The sequence below is a fragment of the Olleya sp. Hel_I_94 genome (genome assembly GCF_007827365.1).
In the GTDB taxonomy this organism is placed as follows: domain Bacteria; phylum Bacteroidota; class Bacteroidia; order Flavobacteriales; family Flavobacteriaceae; genus Olleya.
This window is the reverse complement of the sequence record NZ_VISI01000002.1, coordinates 1,731,005-1,756,619: the sequence shown is the minus strand read 5'-3', so window position 1 is coordinate 1,756,619 and position 25,615 is coordinate 1,731,005. Positions and strand designations below refer to the sequence as shown.

General features: G+C 33.5%; 19 protein-coding genes and 1 tRNA gene. 16 read left to right on the top strand and 4 right to left on the bottom strand.

From position 1 onward, the window contains the following. Nucleotides 1-14 precede the first annotated feature (14 nt). The gene (locus JM82_RS11100) at nt 15-311 is read left to right on the top strand and encodes a thioredoxin family protein (protein ID WP_145003689.1); all 297 of its coding nucleotides are present in this window, start codon (nt 15-17) and stop codon (nt 309-311) included. Here the strand turns inward: JM82_RS11100 and JM82_RS11095 are convergent. Then, the gene (locus JM82_RS11095; RefSeq protein WP_145003686.1) at nt 308-934 is read right to left on the bottom strand and encodes a polysaccharide deacetylase family protein; all 627 of its coding nucleotides are present in this window, start codon (nt 932-934) and stop codon (nt 308-310) included. The two genes, JM82_RS11100 and JM82_RS11095, sit on opposite strands and share 4 nt — an antisense overlap. Continuing rightward, nucleotides 935-4,243, bottom strand: coding sequence for a DUF2723 domain-containing protein (locus JM82_RS11090; protein ID WP_145003683.1), 3,309 nt, complete (start codon nt 4,241-4,243; stop codon nt 935-937). A 151-nt stretch (nt 4,244-4,394) separates the two neighbouring features. On the opposite strand from JM82_RS11090, the gene JM82_RS11085 reads away from it, so the two are divergent. After that, nucleotides 4,395-4,467 (top strand) — tRNA-Gln (locus JM82_RS11085). A 51-nt stretch (nt 4,468-4,518) separates the two neighbouring features. Here the strand turns inward: JM82_RS11085 and JM82_RS11080 are convergent. After that, complete coding sequence (locus JM82_RS11080) at nt 4,519-5,346, bottom strand: universal stress protein (RefSeq protein WP_145003680.1); 828 nt, start codon at nt 5,344-5,346, stop codon at nt 4,519-4,521. Nucleotides 5,347-5,508: 162 nt separating this feature from the next. Here JM82_RS11080 and rimP point away from each other — a divergent pair, with 162 nt between their 5' ends. Genes rimP through infB form a run of 3 tightly spaced genes read left to right on the top strand, consistent with a single transcriptional unit; the run spans nt 5,509 to nt 10,033 of the window. Beyond that, a complete protein-coding gene (gene rimP, locus JM82_RS11075; protein WP_145003677.1) occupies nt 5,509-5,970 on the top strand; it encodes a ribosome assembly cofactor RimP in 462 nt (153 codons plus the stop codon). Nucleotides 5,971-5,983: 13 nt separating this feature from the next. Further along, on the top strand, nt 5,984-7,216 hold the full coding sequence (gene nusA, locus JM82_RS11070) for a transcription termination factor NusA (RefSeq protein WP_145003674.1): 1,233 nt from the start codon (nt 5,984-5,986) through the stop codon (nt 7,214-7,216). 39 nt (nt 7,217-7,255) lie between these two features. Continuing rightward, nucleotides 7,256-10,033, top strand: coding sequence for a translation initiation factor IF-2 (gene infB / locus JM82_RS11065; RefSeq protein ID WP_145003671.1), 2,778 nt, complete (start codon nt 7,256-7,258; stop codon nt 10,031-10,033). 70 nt (nt 10,034-10,103) lie between these two features. Here the strand turns inward: infB and JM82_RS11060 are convergent, their stop codons facing one another. Then, nucleotides 10,104-10,502 carry an SPOR domain-containing protein gene (locus JM82_RS11060; RefSeq protein WP_145003667.1) on the bottom strand — a complete coding sequence of 133 codons (399 nt, stop codon included), beginning with the start codon at nt 10,500-10,502 and terminating at the stop codon, nt 10,104-10,106. A 212-nt stretch (nt 10,503-10,714) separates the two neighbouring features. Between JM82_RS11060 and JM82_RS11055 the strand changes: the two genes are divergently transcribed. The 11 genes from JM82_RS11055 (at nt 10,715) to queG (ending at nt 25,598) form a co-directional block, all read left to right on the top strand. Further along, nucleotides 10,715-12,022, top strand: coding sequence for a c-type cytochrome (locus JM82_RS11055; protein WP_145006752.1), 1,308 nt, complete (start codon nt 10,715-10,717; stop codon nt 12,020-12,022). Nucleotides 12,023-12,097: 75 nt separating this feature from the next. Continuing rightward, nucleotides 12,098-15,199 carry a TAT-variant-translocated molybdopterin oxidoreductase gene (locus JM82_RS11050; RefSeq protein ID WP_145003664.1) on the top strand — a complete coding sequence of 1,034 codons (3,102 nt, stop codon included), beginning with the start codon at nt 12,098-12,100 and terminating at the stop codon, nt 15,197-15,199. 32 nt (nt 15,200-15,231) lie between these two features. Continuing rightward, a complete protein-coding gene (gene nrfD, locus JM82_RS11045; RefSeq protein ID WP_145003661.1) occupies nt 15,232-16,689 on the top strand; it encodes an NrfD/PsrC family molybdoenzyme membrane anchor subunit in 1,458 nt (485 codons plus the stop codon). Nucleotides 16,690-16,692: 3 nt separating this feature from the next. Continuing rightward, nucleotides 16,693-17,223 carry a DUF3341 domain-containing protein gene (locus tag JM82_RS11040; RefSeq protein WP_145003658.1) on the top strand — a complete coding sequence of 177 codons (531 nt, stop codon included), beginning with the start codon at nt 16,693-16,695 and terminating at the stop codon, nt 17,221-17,223. Nucleotides 17,224-17,232: 9 nt separating this feature from the next. Beyond that, a complete protein-coding gene (locus JM82_RS11035; protein ID WP_186439213.1) occupies nt 17,233-17,790 on the top strand; it encodes a c-type cytochrome in 558 nt (185 codons plus the stop codon). A gap of 26 nt (nt 17,791-17,816) precedes the next feature. Then, a complete protein-coding gene (locus JM82_RS11030; RefSeq protein WP_145003655.1) occupies nt 17,817-19,196 on the top strand; it encodes a quinol:cytochrome C oxidoreductase in 1,380 nt (459 codons plus the stop codon). Nucleotides 19,197-19,226: 30 nt separating this feature from the next. After that, nucleotides 19,227-20,303: a cytochrome c oxidase subunit II gene (locus tag JM82_RS11025; protein ID WP_145003652.1), complete on the top strand. Its 1,077-nt coding sequence runs from the start codon at nt 19,227-19,229 to the stop codon at nt 20,301-20,303. A 33-nt stretch (nt 20,304-20,336) separates the two neighbouring features. Continuing rightward, complete coding sequence (locus tag JM82_RS11020; RefSeq protein ID WP_145003649.1) at nt 20,337-22,127, top strand: cbb3-type cytochrome c oxidase subunit I; 1,791 nt, start codon at nt 20,337-20,339, stop codon at nt 22,125-22,127. 136 nt (nt 22,128-22,263) lie between these two features. Continuing rightward, nucleotides 22,264-23,286: a Holliday junction branch migration DNA helicase RuvB gene (ruvB, locus tag JM82_RS11015; RefSeq protein ID WP_145003646.1), complete on the top strand. Its 1,023-nt coding sequence runs from the start codon at nt 22,264-22,266 to the stop codon at nt 23,284-23,286. A 60-nt stretch (nt 23,287-23,346) separates the two neighbouring features. Next, entirely contained in the window at nt 23,347-24,669 is a 1,323-nt protein-coding gene (locus tag JM82_RS11010) for a cytochrome P450 (protein ID WP_145003643.1), read from the top strand. A 2-nt stretch (nt 24,670-24,671) separates the two neighbouring features. Then, on the top strand, nt 24,672-25,598 hold the full coding sequence (gene queG / locus JM82_RS11005) for a tRNA epoxyqueuosine(34) reductase QueG (RefSeq protein WP_145003640.1): 927 nt from the start codon (nt 24,672-24,674) through the stop codon (nt 25,596-25,598). Nucleotides 25,599-25,615 lie beyond the last annotated feature (17 nt).

Sequence of the window (25,615 nt, the reverse complement as noted above, 5' to 3'; positions counted from 1 at the left end):
AAACTGAAAATCAAATGTCAAAATTTGGAGAATTAATAGATGTCGAAATTCCTGTACTGTTAGACTTTTTTACAGAATGGAATGAGCCATCAAAAGCCATGCACGCAGTTTTACGCGATGTAGCTGCAGCACTAGGTGATAAGGCAAAAGTAATAAAGATAGATGTTGACAAAAATCAAGAACTATCCGAAGCTTTACGTGTCAAAGGATTGCCAACTTTAATTATCTATAAAAATGGAGAAATGAAATGGCGTCAAAGTGGCGAACAAGATGCTAATACTTTGATAAGTATTGTACAGCAATTTGTTTAAAGCGCTTTAAACTGATAGCCTTTTTTACTAAAATACTCTAAAACTTTAGGTAGTGCGTATTGCATGTTTTTTGATGCTTTTATGCTATCATGAAATACGATAATACTTCCCGAAGTACTATTTTTTATAACATTTTGTAAGCATTGTTCTGGTGTAACTTTGACTTCCCAGTCATAAGATATAACGCTCCACATTACTATTTTATAACCTCTTTTAATTAATTGATTGGCTTGTTTACGTTTGATTTTCCCAAAAGGAGGTCTAAACAGATGCTTGTTGTCTGGATCGATTAACTGTTGCGCTTTTTCAGCATTTTCTACATAACTATTAGTATCTGTATGCCACCCTTTAAGATGGTTAAAGGTATGATTGCCTATTGTGTGACCGTCATTTAGAACAGATTTAAAAATATTTGGATACTTTTTTATATTATCTCCAATGCAAAAAAATGTTGCTTTTGCATTGTATTTTTTTAGAAGATCTAAAGTCCATTGTGTGATTTTAGGTGTAGGACCATCATCAAAAGTTAAATAAATAGTCTTAGACAAAGACGCCTTTTTCCAAATGTATTTTGGAAAAAGGCGTTGTATTAATTTTGGTGTCTTTGCAGGAAAAACAGGCATCTATTCGCTTTTTAAAACAGTATCTAATTGCTGTAAAAAATCTTTGTCTGTTGGTGCAGGATTAGTTTCTGGCTCAGGCTCGCTATCATAATATTGTTTAAACAATTCTAGATAGTTAGTAAAAGTCATAGATTCTTCTTTGGCAAATTCTCTGTCATATTCAACTAAAACATCTACTAAAGCTTTGTATCGCTCAATATCTGTAAGTATTTCAGTAAAGTTGTTATCTTGATTATTTCTAGTTAAGGTGCTGTAGTATTTTAAATTTTCTTGATATTTGGTAGCAACTTCTGTAAATAGTTGTCTGGCTTTATCTTGATTGTCAACTTCATAGTAGGCACTAATATAAGGCTCTAATAAGGTGTAATGACCATACTTATTAACAGGCATATTTTTCATAGCTATGTCTGCTATTTCTTCAGCTTTATCTAATTGATTTTCATTAATTAAATTTTCAATTAATCTTGCTAAGTTTCCTCTGTATGTAATTGAGTTTCTTCTAGTTTCTGGATCATGGTAAATTTGATCACTGCCACTATTTCCCCAATCCCAATTAACAACCTTATTATACATAAACTCTGTATCCAAGCGTCCCATATCAAATGGATTTGCTCTAGCTACAGGTGTTTTTATAGGGACTAGTTTATACACCATACCATCAAGTTGTAAGTAATCTTTCATCCAAATGTAGTCATCGTTTCCAAAAGCTCCACCTGTAAAGTATATAGGTCGTTCCCAATTGTTGCTAGCAACAATATCAAGCATTAATAGACGGTTTTTTGTTATGGCATTGTCAGTTATTGTTATGTCAACATAGTCTTCTATTAAGTCGCTATCTTTTGCTTTTACAATACCATTAGCCAAAACAGATTGTTTGTCTACTGGTACTCTGATATTTTCGACAGGAAAATAGTTAGCATTTAAAAATTGCTGAGGATATTGTGTGTAATCTTCTCCTTCTTGTTGTAAAGCATATTTAAGTTTTGTCTTTGGATCATCACTAGTTATAAAATTCATAAATGTAGCAATGTCTAAAGTGTCTTTAGATCGTAAACGTTTCATTAAATATTCTCTTGTTCCATGCTTATATTTATCGTGGGTTAAGCTAGAAGGAATAGGATCACTCTTATAAGCTTTACGCTTCATTTGATCTATATACCAATCCGTTTGAAATAAACTAGTGTTTACTACACGTACATCTGTACGATAGTTTTCAATCTCTTGGGCATACCATAAGGCAAATGTATCATTGTCACCAATGGAGAATAATATACCATTTTCTCCACAAGAATCTAAGTATTTTTTAGCCATAGCTAAAGCTGTATACTTACCTGATCTATCATGGTCATCCCAGTTTTGAGACGCCATTATAACAGGGACTAATAGTAAGCACGCTAAAGTAATAGTTGGAGCTAATACTTTGTTTGATACGTATTTTTTTAATAAATCAAAAATAGCATAGACACCAAGTCCGATCCATATTGCAAATACATAAAACGATCCTACGACTGAGTAATCACGTTCTCTCGGTTCAAAAGGTCTAACGTTGGTATATACTTGTATTGCTAATCCTGTAAATAAGAAAAATACCAAGGTAACCCAAAATAATTTTTTGTCTTTATTGAATAAGAAAAATAAGCCTATTAATCCTAAAATTAATGGGAAGAAAAAATACGTATTGCGACCTTTATTATCGGCAACATCACTTGGTAGATTGTCTTGAGATTGTCCTAAATGCCACTCATCAATAAATTTAATACCACTAATCCAATTACCATGTTGGTCATAGCGACCTTGTAAGTCATCTTGTCTACCAGTAAAATTCCACATAAAATATCTCCAATACATATAACCTAGTTGGTATTCAAATAGGTAAGAGATATTGCTAGCTAATGATGGTTTTTCAATATTGATAAATTGTCCAAATTGTTTTAAAAAGTTATGATAATCTTCATAATCAATTGCACCTTTAGCAACATCACTTTTAAAGTCAATCATAGATTGTACTAATCGATCTTCCCCTTGGTATTCTGGTTTAAGACTAAATTCCAAAAAGCCAGTAAACAGCATGTAGTTTTCAGCATTTTCTCCACTCCACATTCTTGGTAAAATAGCAGCTTGTTTAGAGTTAAAGTTTTGTTTAGCACGTTTATAATCGTTAACAATAATGTATTTACCTGCTGTTTCGTCTTTTTCGTATTTAGGTTTATCATCTACATACGGTTCGTTTTCATCTAAACCAGTGTATTGGTCAGTAAATAATGGTCCGTAAAATAAATGTGTTTCTGGATACTGTTCTAGATTATAATAAGCCAAAAGTTCTCTGGCACTAGAAGGGTTGTTTTCATTAATAACAACATTTGCATTTGCTCTAATAGGTAACATTAACCAAGTTGAAGAGCCTATTAATACAAATAGTAAGCATATAATACCTGTATTTATATGATATAATTTTTTAGCTCGTGTATATTTTAGTCCGTAGTAAAATGCTGCAATAAGCAATATTCCTGCTATTATTGAGCCAGAATTAAAAGGCAATCCTATTTGATTAACAAAAAACAATTCTAACGCACTAAAGTATCTTAATACATTTGGAAACATTAATTTAAATACAAATAACAATACAGCAACCGATACAATATTGGCTATTATAAAATTTTTAATTGTTATTGTTTTATAGTTTTTGAAATAATAGATTAAGCCAATCGCAGGAATGGTTAATAATCCCATAAAGTGAATTCCAAAAGAAAGACCTACAACAAAGGCTATTAGTATTAGCCAGCGATTACCTCTAGGTTTATGCATGTCTTTTTCCCAGCGTAAACCTAAGTAAAACATGACAGTCATTATTAAAGTAGCCATAGCATAAACTTCGGTTTCTACAGCGTTAAACCAAAATGAATCCGTGAAGGCAAAAGCTAAACTTCCTACAAAAGCACTACCCAAAATGGCAAATTGTTGTCCTTTTTCAAGTTTTTCTGGTTGTCCAATTATTTTTTCTAACAATAAAATAATTGTCCAGAACATAAATAAAATAGCAAAAGCACTAGAAACAGCGCTCATCATATTCATTAAATAACCAATTTGTGAAGGGTCTAAAGCAAACACTGAAAACACCGCTCCAAACATTTGAAATAGTGGTGCTCCTGGTGGATGTCCAACCTGTAATTTTGAAGAGGTTAAGATATATTCTCCAGCATCCCAATAACTTACGGTAGGTTCCACAGTAAGCGTGTAAGTGATAAGAGCAATTAAAAAAGCGAACCAACTAAGTATTAAGTTCCATTTTTTAAAGTTAAAAGTCATCATAAATTATAGGTTTATTATGTGTTGCGAATTTAGTAATTATTATCAAACGGACACGGTTTTTAAGTTAACGTTAAGTTTTAATTTAAATTTTTTTTAAAAAATGTTTGCGTGAATAAATAATTGTATTAAATTTGCATCCTCATTACGAGATTGGCCTATGGTGTAACTGGTAACACGTTGGTTTTTGGTACCAAAGAGTCTAGGTTCGAAACCTAGTGGGCCAACAAAAAAAAGCTTCCTTTTTTAGGAAGCTTTTTTATTTAATACCTTTTTGTTTATATCTTAAAAGTAATGACTGGTCGTTTAGCATGATTGACTAAATCTTCGCTGATGCTACCGTTTAAAAAGTGAGCAATACCTTGTCGTCCATGTGTGCTAATTCCTATTAAATCGGCATCTATTATTCTAGAAAAATTTAATATACCTTTTTCAATTGTTTCGTCGTTATATATGTTTATCGTGTAATTATCAAAAGTTGAATTGGCTATAAAATCTCTCATTCTAACTTTGGAGGCTGCTGTTGTGGTAAAGTTACTTGGTGTATTAACATTAAGTAAGTGGATTTTAGCCTCAAAAAGGTTAGCTAGTTTTACCGCTTGTACATAAGTTTCTTTGTTGTCATTTTTAAAATCTGAAGCAAACACAAATTCTTTTATATCAAAATTGTCATGTTCGTTTTTAATAACCAGAACAGGTGTGTTGGAGGTTCTAACAACTTTTTCTGTGGTAGATCCAATAAAAAGTTCTTTAAGTCCTTCTGCACCATGAGATCCCATGACAATTAAATCGACATCATGATTTTTACAGGTTTCAAGAATACCCTTAGAAATTTCATTAAAATCTACTGCTTCATGAACCGTTATGCCTTTTAAATAGTCTTTATCAAGTATTTTTTCAAATTCTTTATGTGCTAATTTCATAAAAAAAACAGCCTCAGGTAGATCAGCAGGAGTACCACCATTAGTGCTTAATTGGTTTAAAGGAAGCTCTAGCATATGTAATAATATTAATTCGCAATTATGTTTTTTTGCTAATTGAGCAGCAACTTTAACTGCATTTTCTGCTTCAGTGGAGAAGTCAGTTGGGACTAATAGTTTTTTCATAATGTTGATTTAGATGGTTAATAAAGAACTTATTATAAAGTTAGTAATAAAAAATGACTTTTAAAAAGTTATGAAAATCAATAAAATTATGTATCTTTGCAGCGTTGCAAGAGAAAAACTGAAATTGAGGGGACTAAAAGTCCCCTCTTTTTATACTTAAAAATGTTTATAAATACAGTCAAAAGTTTACTAGAGGAGGCCTTAACAGAGCGCAAAGATTTATTTTTAATAGATTTTAGTGTTAATGGAGAGAATGCTATTAATATTATTATTGATGGAGATCAAGGTGTTAAAGTTGAAGATTGCATGTTTGTTAGTCGCGCTATCGAGCATAATATTGATAGAGAAGAACATGACTTTGCATTAGAGGTTATGTCGTCTGGTGCAGCTGCTCCTTTAACATTACCAAGACAATATCCAAAACATGTTGGAAGAACTTTAGGTGTTAAGACAAGTACTGGAAATATTGAAGGTGTTTTAACCGAAGCTAATGAGGATGAAATTACTTTAGAATGGAAGGCTAGAGAGCCAAAACCAGTAGGTAAGGGTAAGGTTACAGTAAACAAAAAAGAAAATATTGCTTACAAAGATATTGTAGAAGCAAAAGTTATAATAAAATTTTAATTCAAATAGAGTTATGGAAAATATAGCGTTAATTGAATCTTTTTCAGAATTCAAAGACGATAAATTAATAGATCGTGTCACCTTAATGGCTATTTTGGAAGATGTATTTAGAAATGCATTGAAGAAAAAATTTGGAGATGACGATAATTTTGATATTATTATAAACCCAGATAAAGGAGATTTAGAGATTTGGAGAAATCGTGTTGTTGTTGCAGATGGTGAAGTTGAAGAACCTAATCAAGAAATCTCGTTAACAGCAGCAAGAAAAATCGAGCCAGATTTTGAAGTTGGAGAGGATGTGTCTGAAGAGGTTAAATTAATAGATTTAGGTCGTCGTGCAATTTTAGCATTGCGTCAAAATTTAATTTCTAAAATTCATGAACACGATAATACTAACGTATTTAAGCAGTTCCAAGAATTAGTTGGAGATTTATATACAGCAGAAGTACATCATATTCGTCACAGAGCTGTAATTTTGTTAGATGATGAAGGAAACGAAATCATATTACCAAAAGATAAGCAAATTCCTTCTGACTTTTTTAGAAAAGGAGATAATGTAAAAGGTGTTATTGATAGTGTTGAGCTTAAAGGTAATAAGCCAACAATTATAATGTCCAGAACATCACCAAAGTTCTTAGAAAAACTTTTTGAATCAGAAATACCAGAAGTATTTGATGGTTTAATTACAATTAAAAATGTAGTTCGTATTCCTGGAGAAAAAGCTAAAGTAGCGGTTGACTCTTACGACGATAGAATTGATCCTGTTGGAGCATGTGTCGGAATGAAAGGATCGCGTATACATGGTATTGTTCGTGAATTAGGTAATGAAAACATTGATGTAATCAATTACACTAACAACTTACAATTGTATATTACCAGAGCTTTAAGTCCTGCAAGAGTAACTTCAATCAAGATTGATGAAGAAAACAAACGTGCAGAAGCAATCTTAAAGCCAGAAGAAGTAAGTAAAGCAATTGGTAGAGGTGGACATAACATTAGATTAGCTGGTCAATTAACAGGTTACGAAATTGACGTGTTAAGAGAAGGAGCTGAGGAAGATGTAGAGTTAAGAGAATTCTCTGATGAAATAGAGGATTGGATTATCAAAGAATTTAGTAAAGCAGGTCTAGATACAGCAAAAAGTATTTTAGAGCAAGATGTGGCAGATCTAGTCAAAAGAACTGACTTAGAAGAAGAAACAATTTTAGATGTTATTAGAATTCTTAAGGAAGAGTTCGAAGATTAACATATATTTGAAAAAAAGAAATTAGGTTAAAGGCAATTTATGGCTGAAACAATTAGATTAAATAAGGTATTACGTGAGCTTAACATCTCTCTTGATCGCGCTGTAGAATTTTTAGATTCTAAGGGTGTAGAGGTTGAGAAGCGTCCGACTACCAAAATTTCAGAGGAAACGTACAGTATTCTTTCAAATGAATTTCAAAAAGATGCTAGCAAAAAAATGGCGTCTCAAGAAGTTAACGAAGCAAAGAATAAAGAAAAAGAAGAGCTGCGTATCAAACGCGAAAAGGAGTTAGAAGAAAAGCAAAAAGCAGAAGAAGCTGTTAAGGCAGCTAAAGCTGCTCAGCTCAAAAAAGAGGAAGAAGTTATCAAAGCTTCTAAGGCGCTTTCTGGACCTAAAACTGTTGGCAAAATAGATTTAGATTCGGGTAAAAAAGTAGCTAAAAAGGAAGAAGTAGTTCCTGAGCCTAAAAAAGAGCCTGTTAAAGTTGAGAAAACTCCAGAAGCTAAAGAAACGCCTAAGGTAGAAACTAAAGTTGAAGCTAAGACAGAATCTAAACCGGATTCTAAAGTAGTAGCTAAGCCTGCTATTACGCCTAAAAAGGAAGTCGCTAAGCCACAGGAAGAAGAGAAACCTCAAGAGCCTGTTGAAGAGACTTTAAAAACTAAGTATACTAAACTTTCTGGTCCTAAAATTGCAGGAGAGAAAATTGATTTATCTCAGTTTAACAAGCCTAAAAAGAAAAAAGAAGATCCTAAAAAAGATGATAACGCAAATAAAAAGAAGCGTCGTCGTATATCTAAACCAGGAGATAATAGAACGTCTTCATCACCTTCAAGAGGTGGTAACGACAGATACAAAGGTAAAAAACCAGGTGGTCGTAAATCAGGAGGTCCTGTTGTAAAGGCAGAACCAAGTGAGGAAGAAGTACAAAGACAAGTACGTGAAACTTTAGAAAAATTACAAGGTAAATCTTCTAAAGGTAAAGGTGCTAAGTACAGAAGAGAGAAAAGAGATCAACATAGAGAGCAATCAGAAATTGATCAACAAATAGAAGCTGCAGAAAGCAAAATACTTAAAGTTACAGAGTTTGTTACAGCAAACGAAATAGCTACGATGATGGATGTTCAAGTAACACAAATTATCTCAGCGTGTATGTCTTTAGGGATGATGGTAACAATGAATCAGCGTTTAGATGCTGAAACTATTGCGATCGTTGCAGAAGAGTTTGGATATAAAACAGAATTTGTTACTGCTGATATTGATGTTTCAATAGAAGACGTTGCAGATAAGCCAGAAGATTTAGAGCCACGTGCACCAATCGTAACCGTTATGGGACACGTAGATCATGGTAAAACGTCTCTATTAGATTACATTCGTAAAGAAAATGTAATTGCAGGAGAGTCTGGAGGTATTACGCAGCATATTGGTGCTTACGGTGTACAATTAGATAATGGTCAAAAAATAGCATTCTTAGATACACCAGGTCACGAAGCCTTTACAGCGATGCGTGCTCGTGGTGCTCAAGTTACAGATATTGCTATTATTGTAGCAGCAGCGGATGATGATATTATGCCTCAAACAAAAGAAGCAATATCTCATGCACAAGCAGCAGGTGTACCAATTGTGTTTGCCATAAACAAGATTGATAAGCCACACGCTAATCCAGAAAAAATTAAAGAAGGTTTAGCACAAATGAATTTACTTGTAGAAGATTGGGGTGGAAAAATCCAGTCTCATGATATCTCTGCAAAAGTAGGTACAGGTGTTAAAGAATTATTAGAAAAGGTATTACTTGAGGCAGAATTATTAGAGCTTAAAGCTAATCCAAATAAACCAGCAGTAGGAACCGTAGTTGAGGCCTTTTTAGATAAAGGTAGAGGTTATGTATCTACAGTATTAGTTCAAGCTGGTACTTTGCGTGTAGGTGATTATGTACTTGCAGGTAAAAATAGTGGTAAAGTTAAAGCGATGCAAGATGAGCGTGGTCATGATGTACAGGAAGCTGGACCATCAACACCAGTATCTGTATTAGGTTTAGACGGAGCACCTCAAGCAGGTGATAAGTTTAACGTATTTGCAGATGAGCGTGAAGCTAAGCAAATTGCAACTAAGCGTACACAATTACAACGTGAACAAGATGTAAGAACAACTAAAACATTAACGCTAGCCGAAATTGGACGTCGTATTGCTTTAGGTACGTTTAAAGAGCTTAATATTATCCTTAAAGGAGATGTGGATGGTTCTGTTGAAGCATTAACTGACTCGTTCCAGAAGCTGTCTACAGAAGAAATTCAAGTAAATATTCTGCATAAAGGTGTAGGTGCTATTACTGAAAGTGATGTATTACTTGCAACAGCTTCAGATGCCATTATTATTGGATTTAACGTGCGTCCTGTTGGAAATGCACGTACGATTGCAGATAGAGAAGAAGTCGATATTAGAACATATTCTATTATTTATGACGCCATAAATGATCTTAAAGACGCAATGGAAGGTATGTTATCTCCAGAGGTTAAAGAAGAGATTACAGGTACTGCTGAAATTAGAGAAATATTTAAAGTTTCTAAAGTTGGTACTATTGCAGGTTGTATGGTAATGAATGGTAAAATATTTAGAAACTCTCAAATACGTTTAATACGCGATGGAGTTGTAACTTACACAGGTGTTTTAGACTCGCTTAAGCGATTTAAAGATGATGCCAAAGAAGTCTCTAAAGGATACGATTGTGGTATGCAAATTAAGAACTACAATGACATTAACATTGGAGATGTTATTGAAGCTTTCCATGAAGTAGAAGTTAAGAAAAAACTTAAATAAATTTAAGTTTAGTTATAAAAAAAAGCGATTCATTTGAATCGCTTTTTTTATGTTTTAAAACTAACTAATTTTAGTCCTTTTCTTTTTTTGGTTTAAATATAAAGGCATCACTAAATTTCTTCTGTACATCTACTAAAGCTCTTTCTGCTTCTAGACGTGTTCTAAAACTACCTACCCATACTTTATAGTTAGGAGTCTCAAAAACAAGTTGAGAACTTATGTTTCCATTGCTATTTCCAAACTTAGATCTCATGCTTTCTGCACTACCTAAATTTCCTGAATATATCTGTATTTTATAGCGATCACTATTTTTATCATCTTTATTCATTTCCTTTTTTATATCTAATAATTTAGAGATAGCAGGATCTTCATTAAGGACTACTGTTCCGCTTTGTGCCATACTAAATGCTGAAAAACATATTGTAATTAAGGAAGTTAAGCAAATGGCTTTAAATTGTGTTTTTTTCATTTTTAATAGTATTTATTGCAAATGTAAATGTATTAAACTAAAAAGTAACTCAATTTATTATTTAGAATTTATCTAAATTAGCAATTAAGACTTCTTTAAGATTTTAAAAATCGACTTTAAGTATTACTTTTGCGTAACGTTTTTCTAACTGTATTCAATATGCAGCAATGAAAAAATCATACCAAAGTTTAGAAGTAAATTCAATATATAATATGAAACAGGTGATTCACCGTAAGTTAAGTAGTAACTATCTTCGTTTAAGCTTAATTTTTTTACTAGCATTCTCAACCTCAATGTTCGCTCAAGAAGGCGACGCAGTTGCAGGTAAATCTTTATTTAACGCCAATTGTATAGCTTGTCATAAGCTAGACAAAAAAATGACTGGTCCTGCTTTACGTAAAGTGGAATCTCGTTTAGCTGAAACTGAAGGTTTAGATAGAGAATGGTTGTACAAATGGATAAAAAATAGTGCAGGACTTATTAAATCTGGAGATGCGTATGCAAACAAGATTTATAATGAGTACAATGGTGCTGCAATGAGTGCGTTTCCTACTCTTACTAATGCTGACATTGATAATATCTTAGCGTATACTGCTACAGAGCCAACTGCTGCTCCTGTGGCTGCAGGTGACCCTACTGTTTCTGGATCGTCTAATGCGACTTCTGAAGGAGGTATTTCTAATAAAATAATTTTAGGAGCATTAGGTGTTTTATTCGCATTGTTAGCTGGTGCTTTATTTTTAGTTAACAAGACACTTCGTAATTTTGCTGAGGCAAAAGGTGTTGAGTTGTCTGAGACTACAAAGCGTACACCAATTTGGAAGGCATTTGTTCAAAATCAATTTTTAGTTTTAGTTTCAGTAGTCGTATTATTGTTATCTAGTGCTTATTTTGTTTACGGTTTCTTTATGCAAGTTGGAGTTAATCAAGGATATGAGCCAATTCAGCCTATACATTATTCACATAGAATTCACGCAGGTGAAAATGGTATTGATTGTAAATACTGTCACTCTTCTGCTAGAGTTAGTAAGCATTCAGGTATACCTTCATTAAATGTTTGTATGAATTGTCATAAATCTATTTATGAAGTTGCTGCCGAAACGCAAGCTGAAGGATTGTCAGAATATGGAGTGGATTACAATGCTGAAATCAAAAAACTTTATAATGCAGTTGGTTGGGATGATGCAGAACAAAAGTACACAGGAAAAACAGCTCCAGTAAAATGGATCCAAATTCATAAATTACCAGACTTCGCTTATTTTAATCACTCACAACACGTAGTTGTAGGAGGTGTTGAGTGTCAAACATGTCATGGACCTGTTGAAGAAATGGAAATTATGTATCAACATGCACCTTTAACAATGGGATGGTGTATTAACTGCCACAGAGAAACAGATGTGAAAGTTAAAGACAATGCATATTACACTAAAATCCATGAGCAACTATACAAAAAGTATGGTAAGGATAATTTTACTGCAGCTCAAATGGGAGGTTTAGAATGTGGTAAGTGTCATTACTAAAAACAAGATTTTTATTTTCCTTTAAAATGGAAAACCTTAAAATAATTAATAAAGAAATAAATTCAATTATATAATATGTCATCAAACAAGAAATACTGGAAAAGTGTTGAGGAGCTAAAAGATAGCTCTATTGTTGAGACGCTAAAACAAAACGAATTTGTTCAAGAAATTCCTACTGATGAGTTCTTAGGTGATAAGGATACATTAGAGGCTTCTTCAACAACACGTCGTGATTTCTTAAAGTATGTTGGTTTTAGTACAGCAGCTGCTTCTTTAGCAGCCTGTGAAGGACCAGTCGTTAAGTCAATACCTTATGTAGTACAACCAGACAGAATTGTTCCTGGTGTTGCTAATTATTACGCAACAACTATTGCTAATGGTTTTGATTTTGCAAGTGTTTTAGTTAAGACTCGAGAAGGTCGTCCAATTAAGATTGAAAACAATACTTTAGCTGCTACTAATGGTAGTGCCAATGCTAGAGTTAATGCTTCGGTTTTAGACTTATATGATAGTACTAGAGTGCAAGGACCAAAAAAAGGTGGTGCCTCTATTTCTTGGTCAGATTTCGAATCTGAAACGACAACAGCATTAAATAATATAAAGAATTCTGGAAAGCAAATTGTTTTGTTAACTCAAACGTATGCAAGTCCTTCAACCTCAAAATTAGTTGCAGAATTTACTGAAAAATATGGTAACATAAATCATGTCGTTTATGATGCTATTTCAGAGTCAGCAGCTTTAGATGCTTACCAAGCAATGTATGGTGAGCGTGGTTTAGCTAATTATGACTTCTCTAAAGCAATGACTATTGTTTCAGTAGGAGCAGATTTTCTAGGTGATTGGCAAGGTGGAGGTTTTGACTCTGCTTATGCTAAAGGACGTATACCACTAGATGGTAAAATGTCTCGTCATATTCAGTTTGAGGCTAATATGTCTCTTTCTGGTGCTAATGCAGATAAGCGTGTACCTTTAACACCTTCTCAGCAAAAACTTGCTTTGGCACAATTGCACAGTTTAATCGTTGGTGGATCTGTAAATGCTAACGCTTTACCTGCTAAGATTAAAGAAGCAGTTCAAAAAGCAGCTTCTGAGTTAATTAAAGCTGGTAGCAATGGTGTATTAGTTACAGGTATTCAAGATGTGAATGCTCAAACTGTTGCTTTAGAAATTAATAAAAAACTAGGTAGTAAGGCTTTTGATCCTAAAACACCTATAAAAACACGACAAGGAAATAATAAATCAGTACAAACTTTAATATCTGACATGAAAGCAGGTAAGGTTGGTGCTATTATTATGAGTGGTGTTAACCCAATGTATACTTTAGCTAACGCTTCTGAATTTGCAGAGGGAATTAAAAATACAAGTTTATCTGTTGCTTTCACTTCTAAAGAAGATGAGTCTGCTTCAGTTGCACAATATATAGCAGCAACGCCTCATTATTTAGAGTCTTGGGGTGATGTTGAATTAAAGAAGGGTCACTTTGCGTTAATGCAACCAACAATCAGACCTTTATTTGATACAAGACAATTTCAAGATATTTTATTAAAATGGAACGACAATAGTAGTTCATTAAATGATTATATTAAAGCAACTTGGAAAGAGACTATTCTTAATGGTAGTTCTTATAACCAAGCTTTACATGATGGGTCATTTGTTAGTTCAATGCCAGTTGTTGAAGAAGTAACTGAAGAGATTGCTCAGGATGAATTACCTGCTAGCGATGCAGCAAGAGCATTAGCTTCAAGTGTAAAAACTAGTGGTACAGAATTAACATTATATTCTAAAGTTGGAATGGGTGATGGTCAACAGGCCAACAACCCTTGGTTACAAGAGTTTCCTGATCCAATTACTAGAACATCATGGGATAACTATTTAACGGTTTCTAAATCTGATGCTCAAGCTTGGAATATTATCAATGAAAATGATTCTACAGGAGCTTTAAATGGTAGCTACGTTAACCTTAAGTTAGGTAGTACTACTTTATCTAATGTTCCAGTAATCATTCAACCAGGACAAGCAAAGGGATCTGTTGGTTTAGCATTTGGATATGGTAGATCTGCTGGTCTTAAAGATGAAATGAAAACAGGTGTAAATGCTTTTACACTTTATAAAGAATTTAATACTGTTCAAAGCGTATCTATTGAGCCTGCAACTGGAATGCATGAATTTGCATGTGTACAGTTACAAAACACATTGATGGGTCGTGGTGATATCATAAAAGAAACGACATTAGAGATTTTTAATACTAAAGATAAGCACTATTGGAATGAAGTTCCTATGGTATCTTTAAATCACCAAGAAACTCCGGTTACATCTCCTGAGGTTGATTTATGGGATGAATTTGACCGTTCAATTGGACATCATTTTAATCTATCAATTGACTTAAATGCTTGTACAGGTTGTGGAGCATGTGTTATTGCATGTCATGCTGAAAACAACGTACCAGTAGTTGGTAAAGAAGAAATTAGACGTAGTCGTGATATGCATTGGTTACGTATTGATAGATATTACTCATCAGAAGATACATTTGCTGAAGATGATGCTAAAAAAGAAGGATTCTCTGGTTTATTTGGAGATAATGGTTCTTTAGGAGGTTTTGGAGAATTAGAAGATCCTGCAGATAATCCACAAGTAGCATTCCAACCAGTAATGTGTCAACATTGTAATCATGCTCCATGTGAGACTGTATGTCCTGTTGCTGCTACAGCACACGGTAGACAAGGTCAAAACCATATGGCATACAACAGATGTGTGGGTACAAGATATTGTGCAAACAACTGTCCGTATAAAGTAAGACGTTTTAACTGGTTCTTATATAACGGAAATGACGAGTTTGATTACCACATGAATAATGACTTAGGTCGTATGGTAATTAATCCTGATGTTACTGTTCGTTCTCGTGGTGTAATGGAAAAATGTTCTATGTGTATTCAAAAAACACAAAAGACTATTCTTGACGCTAAGCGCGATGGACGTGAGATTAAAGACGGAGAATTCCAAACAGCTTGTTCAGCTGCATGTAGTAGTGGAGCAATGATATTTGGAGATATTAACGATAAGGAAAGTAAAGTTGCAAAACTTTTAAAAGACGATCGTATGTATCACTTATTAGAAAGTGTTGGTACTAAACCTAATGTTCAGTATCATACTAAAGTGAGAAACACGAAAGAAGCATAAAAAGATTAATTAATAAACAATTATAAAGGATTATGGCGTCTCATTACGAAGCACCTATTAGAAGACCTTTGGTTACAGGTGAGAAATCTTACCACGATGTAACTGTAGATATCGCAGCACCTGTAGAGGGTAAGGCTAACAAACAGTGGTGGATTGTATTCTCTATCGCACTTGTAGCTTTTCTTTGGGGAATAGGTTGTATTATATACACCGTTTCTACTGGAATCGGAACTTGGGGTCTAAACAGAACAGTAAACTGGGCTTGGGATATTACTAACTTCGTTTGGTGGGTTGGTATTGGTCACGCAGGAACATTAATTTCTGCAGTACTTTTATTATTCCGTCAAAAATGGAGAATGGCAATTAACCGTTCTGCAGAAGCAATGACAATTTTCTCGGTAGTTCAAGCTGGTTTATTTCCAATCATCCACATGGGTCGTCCATGGTTAGCGTATTGGGTGTTACCTATTCCTAATCAATTTGGTTCGTTATGGGTAAACTTTAACTCACCATTGCTTTGGGATGTATTTGCGATTTCAACGTATTTATCGGTTTCATTGGTTTTCTGGTGGACTGGATTATTACCTGATTTTGCAATGTTACGTGATAGAGCTATCAAACCTTTCCAAAAGAAAATTTATAGCTTATTAAGTTTTGGTTGGACAGGTCGTGCTAAAGATTGGCAACGTTTTGAAGAGGTTTCTCTTGTACTTGCTGGTTTAGCAACTCCTTTAGTACTTTCAGTACACACTATTGTATCTTTTGACTTTGCAACATCTGTTATACCTGGTTGGCATACAACAATCTTTCCTCCATATTTTGTGGCAGGAGCGATTTTCTCAGGATTTGCTATGGTAAACACTTTACTTATCATCATGAGAAAGGTATGTAACTTAGAAGACTACATTACAGTGCAACATATAGAGTTAATGAATATTGTAATCATGCTTACAGGATCTATCGTGGGTGTGGCTTACATAACTGAGTTGTTTGTTGCTTGGTATTCTGGTGTAGAATATGAACAATATGCATTCTTGAACAGAGCAACTGGTCCTTATGCTTGGGCCTATTGGATGATGATGAGCTGTAACGTATTTTCACCACAGTTTATGTGGTTTAAAAAACTACGTACAAGTATCATGTTTTCTTTCTTTATCTCGATTGTAGTAAACATAGGTATGTGGTTTGAACGTTTTGTAATTATCGTAACATCTTTACACAGGGATTATTTACCTTCTTCTTGGACGATGTTCTCACCAACATTTGTCGATATTGGAATTTTTATTGGAACAATTGGTTTCTTCTTCGTACTTTTCTTATTGTATTCTAGAACATTCCCAGTAATAGCTCAAGCAGAAGTTAAAACTATATTGAAATCTTCTGGGCAACGTTACAAAAACATCAGAGAAAGAGGAGATAGCTTAGTAGGTACTGGATCAGATGCCAGAACTTCTGAGGTTAATAATAACGAATCAAAAAACTTAAAGTAGCATATGGAAGCTTCAAAAGTAATTCACGCTATTTATAACGATGACGATGTGTTAATGAATGCAGTTAAAAAAGTTAAAGCTGCAAAACATCAAATCGAAGAAATATATACACCTTTTCCTGTCCATGGACTTGATAAGGCGATGGGATTAGCACCAACACGTTTAGCTATATGTGCATTTTTGTACGGTTGTGTTGGTTTAACAGTAGCAGTTTTAATGATGAATTTCATTATGATTGAAGATTGGCCTCAAGATATTGGTGGAAAACCTAGTTTTAGTTACCTAGAAAACATGCCAGCTTTTGTACCAATTATGTTTGAGCTTACAGTGTTTTTTGCAGCCCATTTAATGGTTATAACGTTTTATTTAAGAAGTAAAATGTGGCCTTTTAAAAAAGCTGAAAATCCAGATCCTAGAACAACTGATGACCATTTCTTAATGGAACTTCCGATTCATAACAATGAAGTTGAATTGCAAAGTCTATTATCACAAACAGGAGCAGTTGAAATTAACGTAGTAGATAAAGCACATTAATTAGATAGAATGAAACATTTAATTAAAATATCAATAATAGCCTTAATTGCAATCTCGTTTACTTCTTGTAATAAGAGTTCTCGTCCAAATTATCAATACATGCCAAACATGTATGAGTCTGTGGCGTACGATGCTTACCAAGAGTCAGATGCTTTTGCAAACGGAGTTGAAGCCCAATTACCTGTAGATGGTACTATACCTAGAGGTTATACACCTTTTGAGTATACAAATGACATTGCTGGTTATGATTTAGCTAAAGCTGAACTTAAATCGCCTTTAGATTCTACTCAATTTGATGAGCCAAGAGCTAAAGAATTATACAACATTTATTGTGGTATATGTCATGGTAACAAAGGTGACGGTAAAGGTAATTTGGTTAAAAGAGAGAAAATTCTTGGAGTACCAAGTTATGACGATGTAGGTAGAGCTATTAATACAGGTAGTATTTATCATGTAATGTATTATGGTAAAAACTCAATGGGATCTTACGCTAACTTTTTAAGCGAGGAAGAACGTTGGCAAGTTGTTGCCTATGTTGAGAAATTAAAGGCAGACTTAGAAAAATAAGATTTAGATAAAGTTTATATATAGATATGTACACACTTTCAAATAGACTAAAATTAGTTTCACTAATCCTAATCATTGTAGGAGCGGGATTATGGGGAACAGGTTATTACTCGTCTCATCACGTTACTTTAGATAACGTTAAAACGATGCTAGCAGAAGAAGCAAGTCATGGTTCTCATGGTGATAGCCATGCAACCATTACTGATACTCATGAAGTTGAGGCTCACGTTAATACAGATGCTCATGGTGAAGAGGCTTCGCATGCTGAAGCAGATGCACATCATGGAGATGAGCATGCAGAACATGTAATGCATCAAATTCATAATAGACCTTATTCAGCGCTTTATGTTGCTGCATTTTTCTTTATGATGATTGCTTTAGGTGCTCTAGCATTTTATGCAATTCAGTTTGCTGCACAAGCAGGTTGGTCTCCTTTATTATTTAGAGTAATGGAAGGTATTACTTACTATGTATTACCTGGAGCATTAATTGTTGTTGCTATAGCTGTTTGGGCTGGTGATCATATATTTATTTGGATGGATCCGGAAATGGTGAATCCAGAGAGCGATAAGTTTGATAAATTAGTAGCTGGTAAGTCAGCTTGGTTAAATACAACAGGTTTTGTTATTAGAGCTTTGGTTTTTATTGGTGGATGGTCTCTATATAGATTTTTTGCTCGTAAATTTTCATTAGCGCAAGATCAAGCTCCTGAAGGTGATAGAAGTAACTTTAAAAAATCATTTCGTATTGCTGCAGCATTTTTAGTATTCTTTATTTATACTGAGTCGATGATGTCATGGGATTGGATTATGAGTGTAGATCCTCACTGGTTCTCAACATTATTTGGATGGTATGTATTCGCAGGAATGATGGTTTGTGCTGTTACAGTTATGGCAATGATTACTATCTACTTAAAATCTAAAGGATTATTACAACAAGTTAACGATAGTCATATTCATGATTTAGCTAAGTTTATGTTTGGGTTTAGTATTTTCTGGACATACCTATGGTTTTCTCAATTTATGTTAATTTGGTACTCAAACATTCCAGAAGAAGTAACTTACTTTGTAACTAGAATTGAAGATTATAACCTTCCTTTCTTCGGAATGATAGCTATGAATTTCCTATTCCCTCTTTTACTATTAATGAATAGTGACTATAAGCGTATTCCTTGGTTTGTAATTATGGCTGGAGTTGTAATTTTAGCAGGACACTATATTGATATATTCAACATGATTATGCCAGCTACGGTTGGAGACAGATGGTTTATTGGTATGCCTGAAATAGGAGCAATTTTATTGTTCGCTGGTTTATTTATGTTTATTGTGTTTTATGCAATATCTAAACAACCTCTAATCGCTAAAGGAAATCCGTTCATCAAAGAGAGTGAACATTTCCATTATTAATAAAAAATAAAATAAAGAAGAACGATAACAATGACGACTTTCTTATCAATTTTAGTTTTAGTATTTATTTTCGTTGCAATCTGGCAAATGGTTAAAATCTTTGATTTGACGCAAGCAGGTAAAACAAACGATAATAATCAAGTAGCAAATGATAACGATAACCGTATAAACGGTTACTTAATGATAGGTTTTTTAATCTTCATTTATGTTATTACAATAGTATGTTTTGTTAAATGGGGAGACTTACCTTTAATGTCTAATTCTGCCTCAGAGCATGGACCTGGTATTGATAGCTTAATGATCATTTCTATGATTGTTATCTTCTTTGTTCAAACAATTACTCAGTTTTTGCTTCATTATTTCGCTTTTAAATACAGAGGTGAAAAAGGTAAAAAAGCTTTGTTTTATGCTGACAATAATAAATTAGAGGCTATATGGACTATTATACCTGTAATTGTATTGGCAGGTTTAATTATTCAAGGATTATTTACTTGGACAAGTATCATGAATATTGATGAAGAATCAGACCCTATGATTGTTGAATTATACGCGCAACAGTTTAATTGGAAAGCTAGATATTCTGGTCCTGATAATGCTTTAGGTAAAGCTAATGTTAGATTGATTGATATTAATAGGGCTAATGAATTAGGTGTGGATGAGTCTGACCCTAATGCTCAAGATGATGTAATTGTTAAAGAGTTACATTTAGTAGTAGGAAAACCTGTTTTATTTAAAATGCGTTCTCAAGATGTATTACACTCTGCTTACATGCCTCACTTTAGAGCTCAGATGAACTGTGTTCCTGGTATGATTACTCAGTTTGGTTTTACTCCTTCTAAAACTACTGCTGAAATGCGTGAAACGCAAGAAATTCAAGATAAAGTAGCTAATATCAACAAAATCAGAACAGAGAAGAGTCAATCTTTAATTGCTGAGGGTAAAGAAGGTTTAGAGCCTTATGAGTTTGATTATTTACTATTATGTAACAAGATTTGTGGAACGTCTCACTATAACATGCAAATGAAAATTATAGTGGAAACACAAGAGGAGTATGATGAGTGGATGAAAGAGCAAAAGCTTTTTGTAGATTCATTAGTAAAAAATTAAATAACAAGAAATTAAATTTAAAGATTTTAGATTATGTCAGCACACGTAGAAGAACATGGACATGACGATCATGGTCATCATCATAAAGAAACATTCATAACTAAGTATATATTTAGTCAAGATCATAAAATGATTGCCAAGCAGTATCTTATTACTGGGCTTATCATGGGAATCATAGCAGTAGTAATGTCAATCATGATGCGTATGCAAATTGCTTGGCCTGAAGAATCAAATCCATTATTTAAAGCTTTATTAGGTAAATGGGCTCCAGATGGTGTAATGAGTGCGGATATTTATCTTGCATTAGTAACTATCCATGGTACTATAATGGTTTTCTTTGTACTTACAGCAGGACTTAGTGGTACTTTTAGTAATTTACTTATTCCATTGCAAATTGGAGCAAGAGATATGGCATCAGGTTTTTTAAACATGGTTTCATATTGGTTATTCTTTACTTCAAGTGTTATTATGGTATGTTCTTTCTTTGTTGAAGCTGGACCAGCTGCAGCAGGATGGACAATTTACCCACCTTTAAGTGCACTGCCAATGGCTCAAGGAGGTTCTGGATTAGGTATGACAATGTGGTTAGTTTCTATGGCTATATTTATCGCTTCTTCTTTATTAGGTTCTTTAAATTATGTAGTTACAGTTATTAATTTACGTACTAAGGGTATGTCTATGACAAGATTACCTTTAACAATTTGGGCATTTTTTGTAACAGCAATAATTGGTGTTATTTCATTCCCAGTATTACTATCTGCAGCATTATTATTGATAATGGATAGAAGTTTTGGTACATCATTCTTCTTATCAGATATATTTATTCAAGGTGAAGTATTACATTACCAAGGTGGTTCTCCTGTTTTATTTGAGCACCTATTTTGGTTCTTAGGTCACCCAGAAGTATATATTGTATTATTACCAGCATTAGGTATTACTTCAGAAATTATCGCAACCAACTCACGTAAGCCTATTTTTGGTTATCGTGCAATGGTAGCTTCAATTTTAGCAATTGCATTTTTATCTACAATTGTTTGGGGTCACCATATGTTTATTTCAGGAATGAATCCATTTTTAGGATCTGTATTTACATTTACAACGCTTTTAATTGCTATACCATCAGCGGTAAAAGCATTTAATTACATAACCACTTTATGGAAGGGTAATCTTCAAATGAATCCAGCAATGTTGTTTTCTATTGGGTTAGTTTCTACTTTCATAACAGGTGGATTAACTGGAATTATCTTAGGAGATAGTGCATTAGATATTAACGTACATGATACTTACTTTGTAGTAGCTCACTTCCACTTAGTGATGGGTATTTCTGCACTTTACGGTTTCTTTGCAGGTGTTTATCATTGGTTCCCTAAAATGTTTGGACGTATGTTAAACAAAAATTTAGGATATGTACACTTTTGGATAACTGCGGTATGTGCTTATGGAGTATTTTTTCCAATGCATTTTATAGGTATGGCTGGTTTACCAAGACGTTACTATACAAACACTAACTTTCCTTTGTTTGATGATTTAGCTAGTGTAAACGTTGTTATTACTTTATTTGCTATTATTGGTAGTATTTTCCAAATCGTATTTATCTACAATTTCTTTTCAAGTATATTTTACGGTAAGAAAGCTGTTCAAAATCCATGGAGATCTAATACTCTAGAATGGACTACACCAGTAGAACATGTACATGGTAACTGGCCAGGTGCTATACCAGAAGTTCACAGATGGGCTTATGACTATAGCAAACCAGGACATGACGATGATTTTGTTCCGCAAATTATTCCTTTAAAAGAAGGAGAAGAAGAATTACAACACTAGATTTTAAATCTAATATCATATTGAAAAGCCTTTCTGTAAAAACAGAAAGGCTTTTTCTTTATATTTGCTTATATTATTCCTTAGCTTTATTTAAGCTATATAATTTATAAGTTTACCGCTTTTGCGGAACATTAACATGAACGATAACCTTGACCCAACTAGCGATAATTTTACTCCAGAAGAGTTTGATGTCGAAAAACAATTAAGACCTCTATCTTTTGAAGATTTTACAGGTCAAGATCAGGTATTAGAAAATCTTCAAATCTTTGTTCAAGCAGCTGTAGGTCGTGATGAAGCGTTAGATCACACATTATTTCATGGTCCTCCAGGACTTGGTAAAACTACTTTAGCAAACATATTAGCAAATGAGTTAGGTGTTGGTATTAAAGTTACCTCAGGTCCTGTATTGGATAAGCCAGGAGACTTAGCAGGTTTATTAACCAATCTAGATGAAAGAGATGTCCTTTTTATAGACGAAATTCATCGTTTAAGTCCTATTGTAGAAGAGTATTTATATTCTGCAATGGAAGACTATAAGATCGATATTATGATTGAGTCTGGCCCAAATGCAAGAACGGTTCAAATTAACCTAAACCCATTTACACTTGTTGGTGCGACAACCAGATCAGGTTTATTGACAGCTCCTATGCGAGCAAGGTTTGGTATACAAAGCAGATTACAATATTATAATACAGAATTACTAACTACTATCATACAACGTAGTTCAGATATATTAAATGTTCCAATATCTATGGAAGCAGCAATTGAGATAGCAGGTCGTAGTCGTGGTACACCTAGAATTGCTAATGCACTGCTGCGTAGAGTCCGTGATTTTGCTCAAATAAAAGGTAATGGAAGTATCGATATTAAAATTGCAAAGTATAGCTTAGAAGCGCTTAATGTTGATGCCTATGGTTTGGATGAGATGGATAATAAAATTCTATCTACTATAATAGAAAAGTTTAAGGGAGGACCAGTTGGTATTAGTACTATTGCGACTGCAGTTAGTGAGAGTACTGAGACTATTGAGGAGGTTTACGAACCTTTTTTAATACAACAAGGTTTTATAATGCGTACACCAAGAGGTCGTGAGGTCACAGAGTTGGCTTACAAACATTTAGGAAAAATTAAAGGTCCAATTCAAGGAGGTTTGTTTTAATAAACTTTGATGTTAAACACTAAAACTTTGGACATATATAATAATCTCTTATTTAGATAAATGAAAAAGATTCCAGAAGTTTCATTATTAAAATTTATTAAGCATTCATTAGAGATTCTTAAAAATCCGTTGCCTTTTCATAATAAAAACTTTCAAGCGTTAGGTGATGTGTTTAAACTTAATGTAGGTTTTAATACTAAGATATACTTTTGTAGAGACGCTGCTTTTGCGCAGTATGTGCTTCAAAAAAATCAAAAAAACTATACAAAATCAAAAATTCAAACTGAAGATTTAGTAAAATATGTAGGAGAAGGTCTTTTAACGTCTGAAGGCGAAAAATGGAAAAAACAACGTAAGATGATGCAGCCAGCTTTTCATAAAAAGCAATTGCAAAATTTGCTTGATGGTATGCAGCAGACGATTATTTCAGAATTTAATAAGATTGAAAGTAATAAAACCATAGATCTTTTTCCAATTCTTAATGATGTAGCTTTTCAAACAGTAGTTAAATCTTTGTTCACTCAAGCAGCCAACAATAAGGATATGGAGCGGTTACAGTATATAACCGAAGCAAATCAACGCATGCTAGTTAAAGAGTTAAGGCAACCTTATCTAGGATGGTGGTTTAAAATTGGTGGCACTTTAAAAAAGCATTTAGATTTATCAGAAGAAGCTAGAGTTATACTAAAACGCATAGTTGATCAACGTACAACTTCAGGTAAACGTTATGACGATTTACTTGATATGCTATTGGAAACTCGCTATGAGGATGGTCAAGGTATGACAGAAAACCAATTAATTGACGAAATTTTAATAATTTTTACTGCAGGTCATGAAACCACTTCCAATGCTTTAACTTTTACATTTCAGTTATTAGCAAAACATCCTGAATGGCAAGATAAAATCTATAATGAGTTTATTGAGCTTGGTGGTGATAAAGCTGATTTGATGACTAGAATATCACAGTCTAAAGTTTGTCAACAAGTGCTTGAAGAGTCCATGAGATTATATCCTCCAGCATATTTTATTGACAGAGTAAATATAGAGAAGGATGTTTTTAATGAAATGGAATTTGAACCAGGTAGTAATCTGCTGTTTTCGGTTTACGAAATCCATAGACATCCAAAGTTATGGGATAATCCAGAATCTTTTTTACCTGAACGCTTTGCAGATGGTGGACGACAGTTTTCTAGCCAATATTTTCCTTTTGGAGCAGGTCCAAGAAAATGCATTGGAAACAATTTTGCTATGTTTGAAATGATTATAGCTGTTACCGCTTTAGTCAAAAAATTTAAAATTCAACCTGAGTTTGAAAATATTAAGATTACTCCTTTAATTACTTTAAAACCTAAAAATGCACAGCTTAGTTTTCATATAAGATAATAATGCTTGATAACAAATCTAAATACACAACACAAATCAAAGCCGAAGCTAAACGCTTAGGCTTTTTATCTTGTGGTATTAGTAAAGCAGGTTTTTTAGAAAAAGAAGCACCAAGACTAGAAAACTGGCTGAATAAAAATATGCATGGTCAAATGGGTTACATGCAAAACCATTTTGATAAACGTTTAGATCCAACCAAACTTGTCGATGATTCTAAATCCGTAATATCATTATTGTTAAATTACTATCCTTCTCAAGTTCAGGAAGACAAAAAAGCTCCAAAATTATCTAAATATGCCTATGGACAGGACTATCATTTTGTAATTAAAGAAAAACTTAAAGAATTAACCCATTTTATTCATCAAGAAATAGGTGATGTTTCCGGACGTGCATTTGTAGATTCTGCACCAGTTTTAGATAAAGCATGGGCAGCAAAATCTGGATTAGGTTGGATTGGCAAGAATAGTAATTTATTAACCCAACAAGTGGGTTCTTTTTATTTTATTGCAGAGTTAATTATTGATTTAGATTTGGAATACGATTCCATTGTTTCCGATCACTGTGGTACTTGTACAGCATGTATTGATGCTTGTCCAACGCAAGCCATAACAGAGCCTTACGTTGTTGATGGTAGTAAGTGTATTAGTTATTTTACTATAGAACTTAAAGAGCAGTTACCAACCGCAATGAAAGGTAAATTTGACGATTGGATGTTTGGTTGCGATGTTTGCCAAGATGTTTGTCCATGGAATAAGTTTTCAAAACCTCATAACGAGCCACTTTTTAATCCACATCCTGATATGTTAGCTATGACAAAACAAGATTGGGAAGACATTACTGAAGAGGTGTTTAAAAAAGTGTTTCAAAAAAGTGCTGTAAAACGCACAAAGTTTGAGGGTTTAAAACGTAATATTGAGTTTGTAAAATAAAATATTAAGCTTTTGTA

Bases quoted from the DNA above. Each gene is read 5' to 3' on its own strand.
- rimP (WP_145003677.1), top strand. From the start codon at position 5,509: ATGTTTATAAATACAGTCAAAAGTTTACTAGAGGAGGCCTTAACAGAG.
- JM82_RS11100 (WP_145003689.1), top strand. From the start codon at position 15: ATGTCAAAATTTGGAGAATTAATAGATGTCGAAATTCCTGTACTGTTA.
- JM82_RS11035 (WP_186439213.1), top strand. From the start codon at position 17,233: ATGAAACATTTAATTAAAATATCAATAATAGCCTTAATTGCAATCTCG.
- JM82_RS11080 (WP_145003680.1), bottom strand. From the start codon at position 5,346: ATGAAAAAACTATTAGTCCCAACTGACTTCTCCACTGAAGCAGAAAAT.
- nusA (WP_145003674.1), top strand. From the start codon at position 5,984: ATGGAAAATATAGCGTTAATTGAATCTTTTTCAGAATTCAAAGACGAT.
- JM82_RS11060 (WP_145003667.1), bottom strand. From the start codon at position 10,502: ATGAAAAAAACACAATTTAAAGCCATTTGCTTAACTTCCTTAATTACA.
- JM82_RS11030 (WP_145003655.1), top strand. From the start codon at position 17,817: ATGTACACACTTTCAAATAGACTAAAATTAGTTTCACTAATCCTAATC.
- queG (WP_145003640.1), top strand. From the start codon at position 24,672: ATGCTTGATAACAAATCTAAATACACAACACAAATCAAAGCCGAAGCT.
- JM82_RS11090 (WP_145003683.1), bottom strand. From the start codon at position 4,243: ATGATGACTTTTAACTTTAAAAAATGGAACTTAATACTTAGTTGGTTC.
- JM82_RS11050 (WP_145003664.1), top strand. From the start codon at position 12,098: ATGTCATCAAACAAGAAATACTGGAAAAGTGTTGAGGAGCTAAAAGAT.
- ruvB (WP_145003646.1), top strand. From the start codon at position 22,264: ATGAACGATAACCTTGACCCAACTAGCGATAATTTTACTCCAGAAGAG.
- JM82_RS11010 (WP_145003643.1), top strand. From the start codon at position 23,347: ATGAAAAAGATTCCAGAAGTTTCATTATTAAAATTTATTAAGCATTCA.
- JM82_RS11040 (WP_145003658.1), top strand. From the start codon at position 16,693: ATGGAAGCTTCAAAAGTAATTCACGCTATTTATAACGATGACGATGTG.
- JM82_RS11020 (WP_145003649.1), top strand. From the start codon at position 20,337: ATGTCAGCACACGTAGAAGAACATGGACATGACGATCATGGTCATCAT.
- JM82_RS11025 (WP_145003652.1), top strand. From the start codon at position 19,227: ATGACGACTTTCTTATCAATTTTAGTTTTAGTATTTATTTTCGTTGCA.
- JM82_RS11055 (WP_145006752.1), top strand. From the start codon at position 10,715: ATGAAACAGGTGATTCACCGTAAGTTAAGTAGTAACTATCTTCGTTTA.
- infB (WP_145003671.1), top strand. From the start codon at position 7,256: ATGGCTGAAACAATTAGATTAAATAAGGTATTACGTGAGCTTAACATC.
- nrfD (WP_145003661.1), top strand. From the start codon at position 15,232: ATGGCGTCTCATTACGAAGCACCTATTAGAAGACCTTTGGTTACAGGT.
- JM82_RS11095 (WP_145003686.1), bottom strand. From the start codon at position 934: ATGCCTGTTTTTCCTGCAAAGACACCAAAATTAATACAACGCCTTTTT.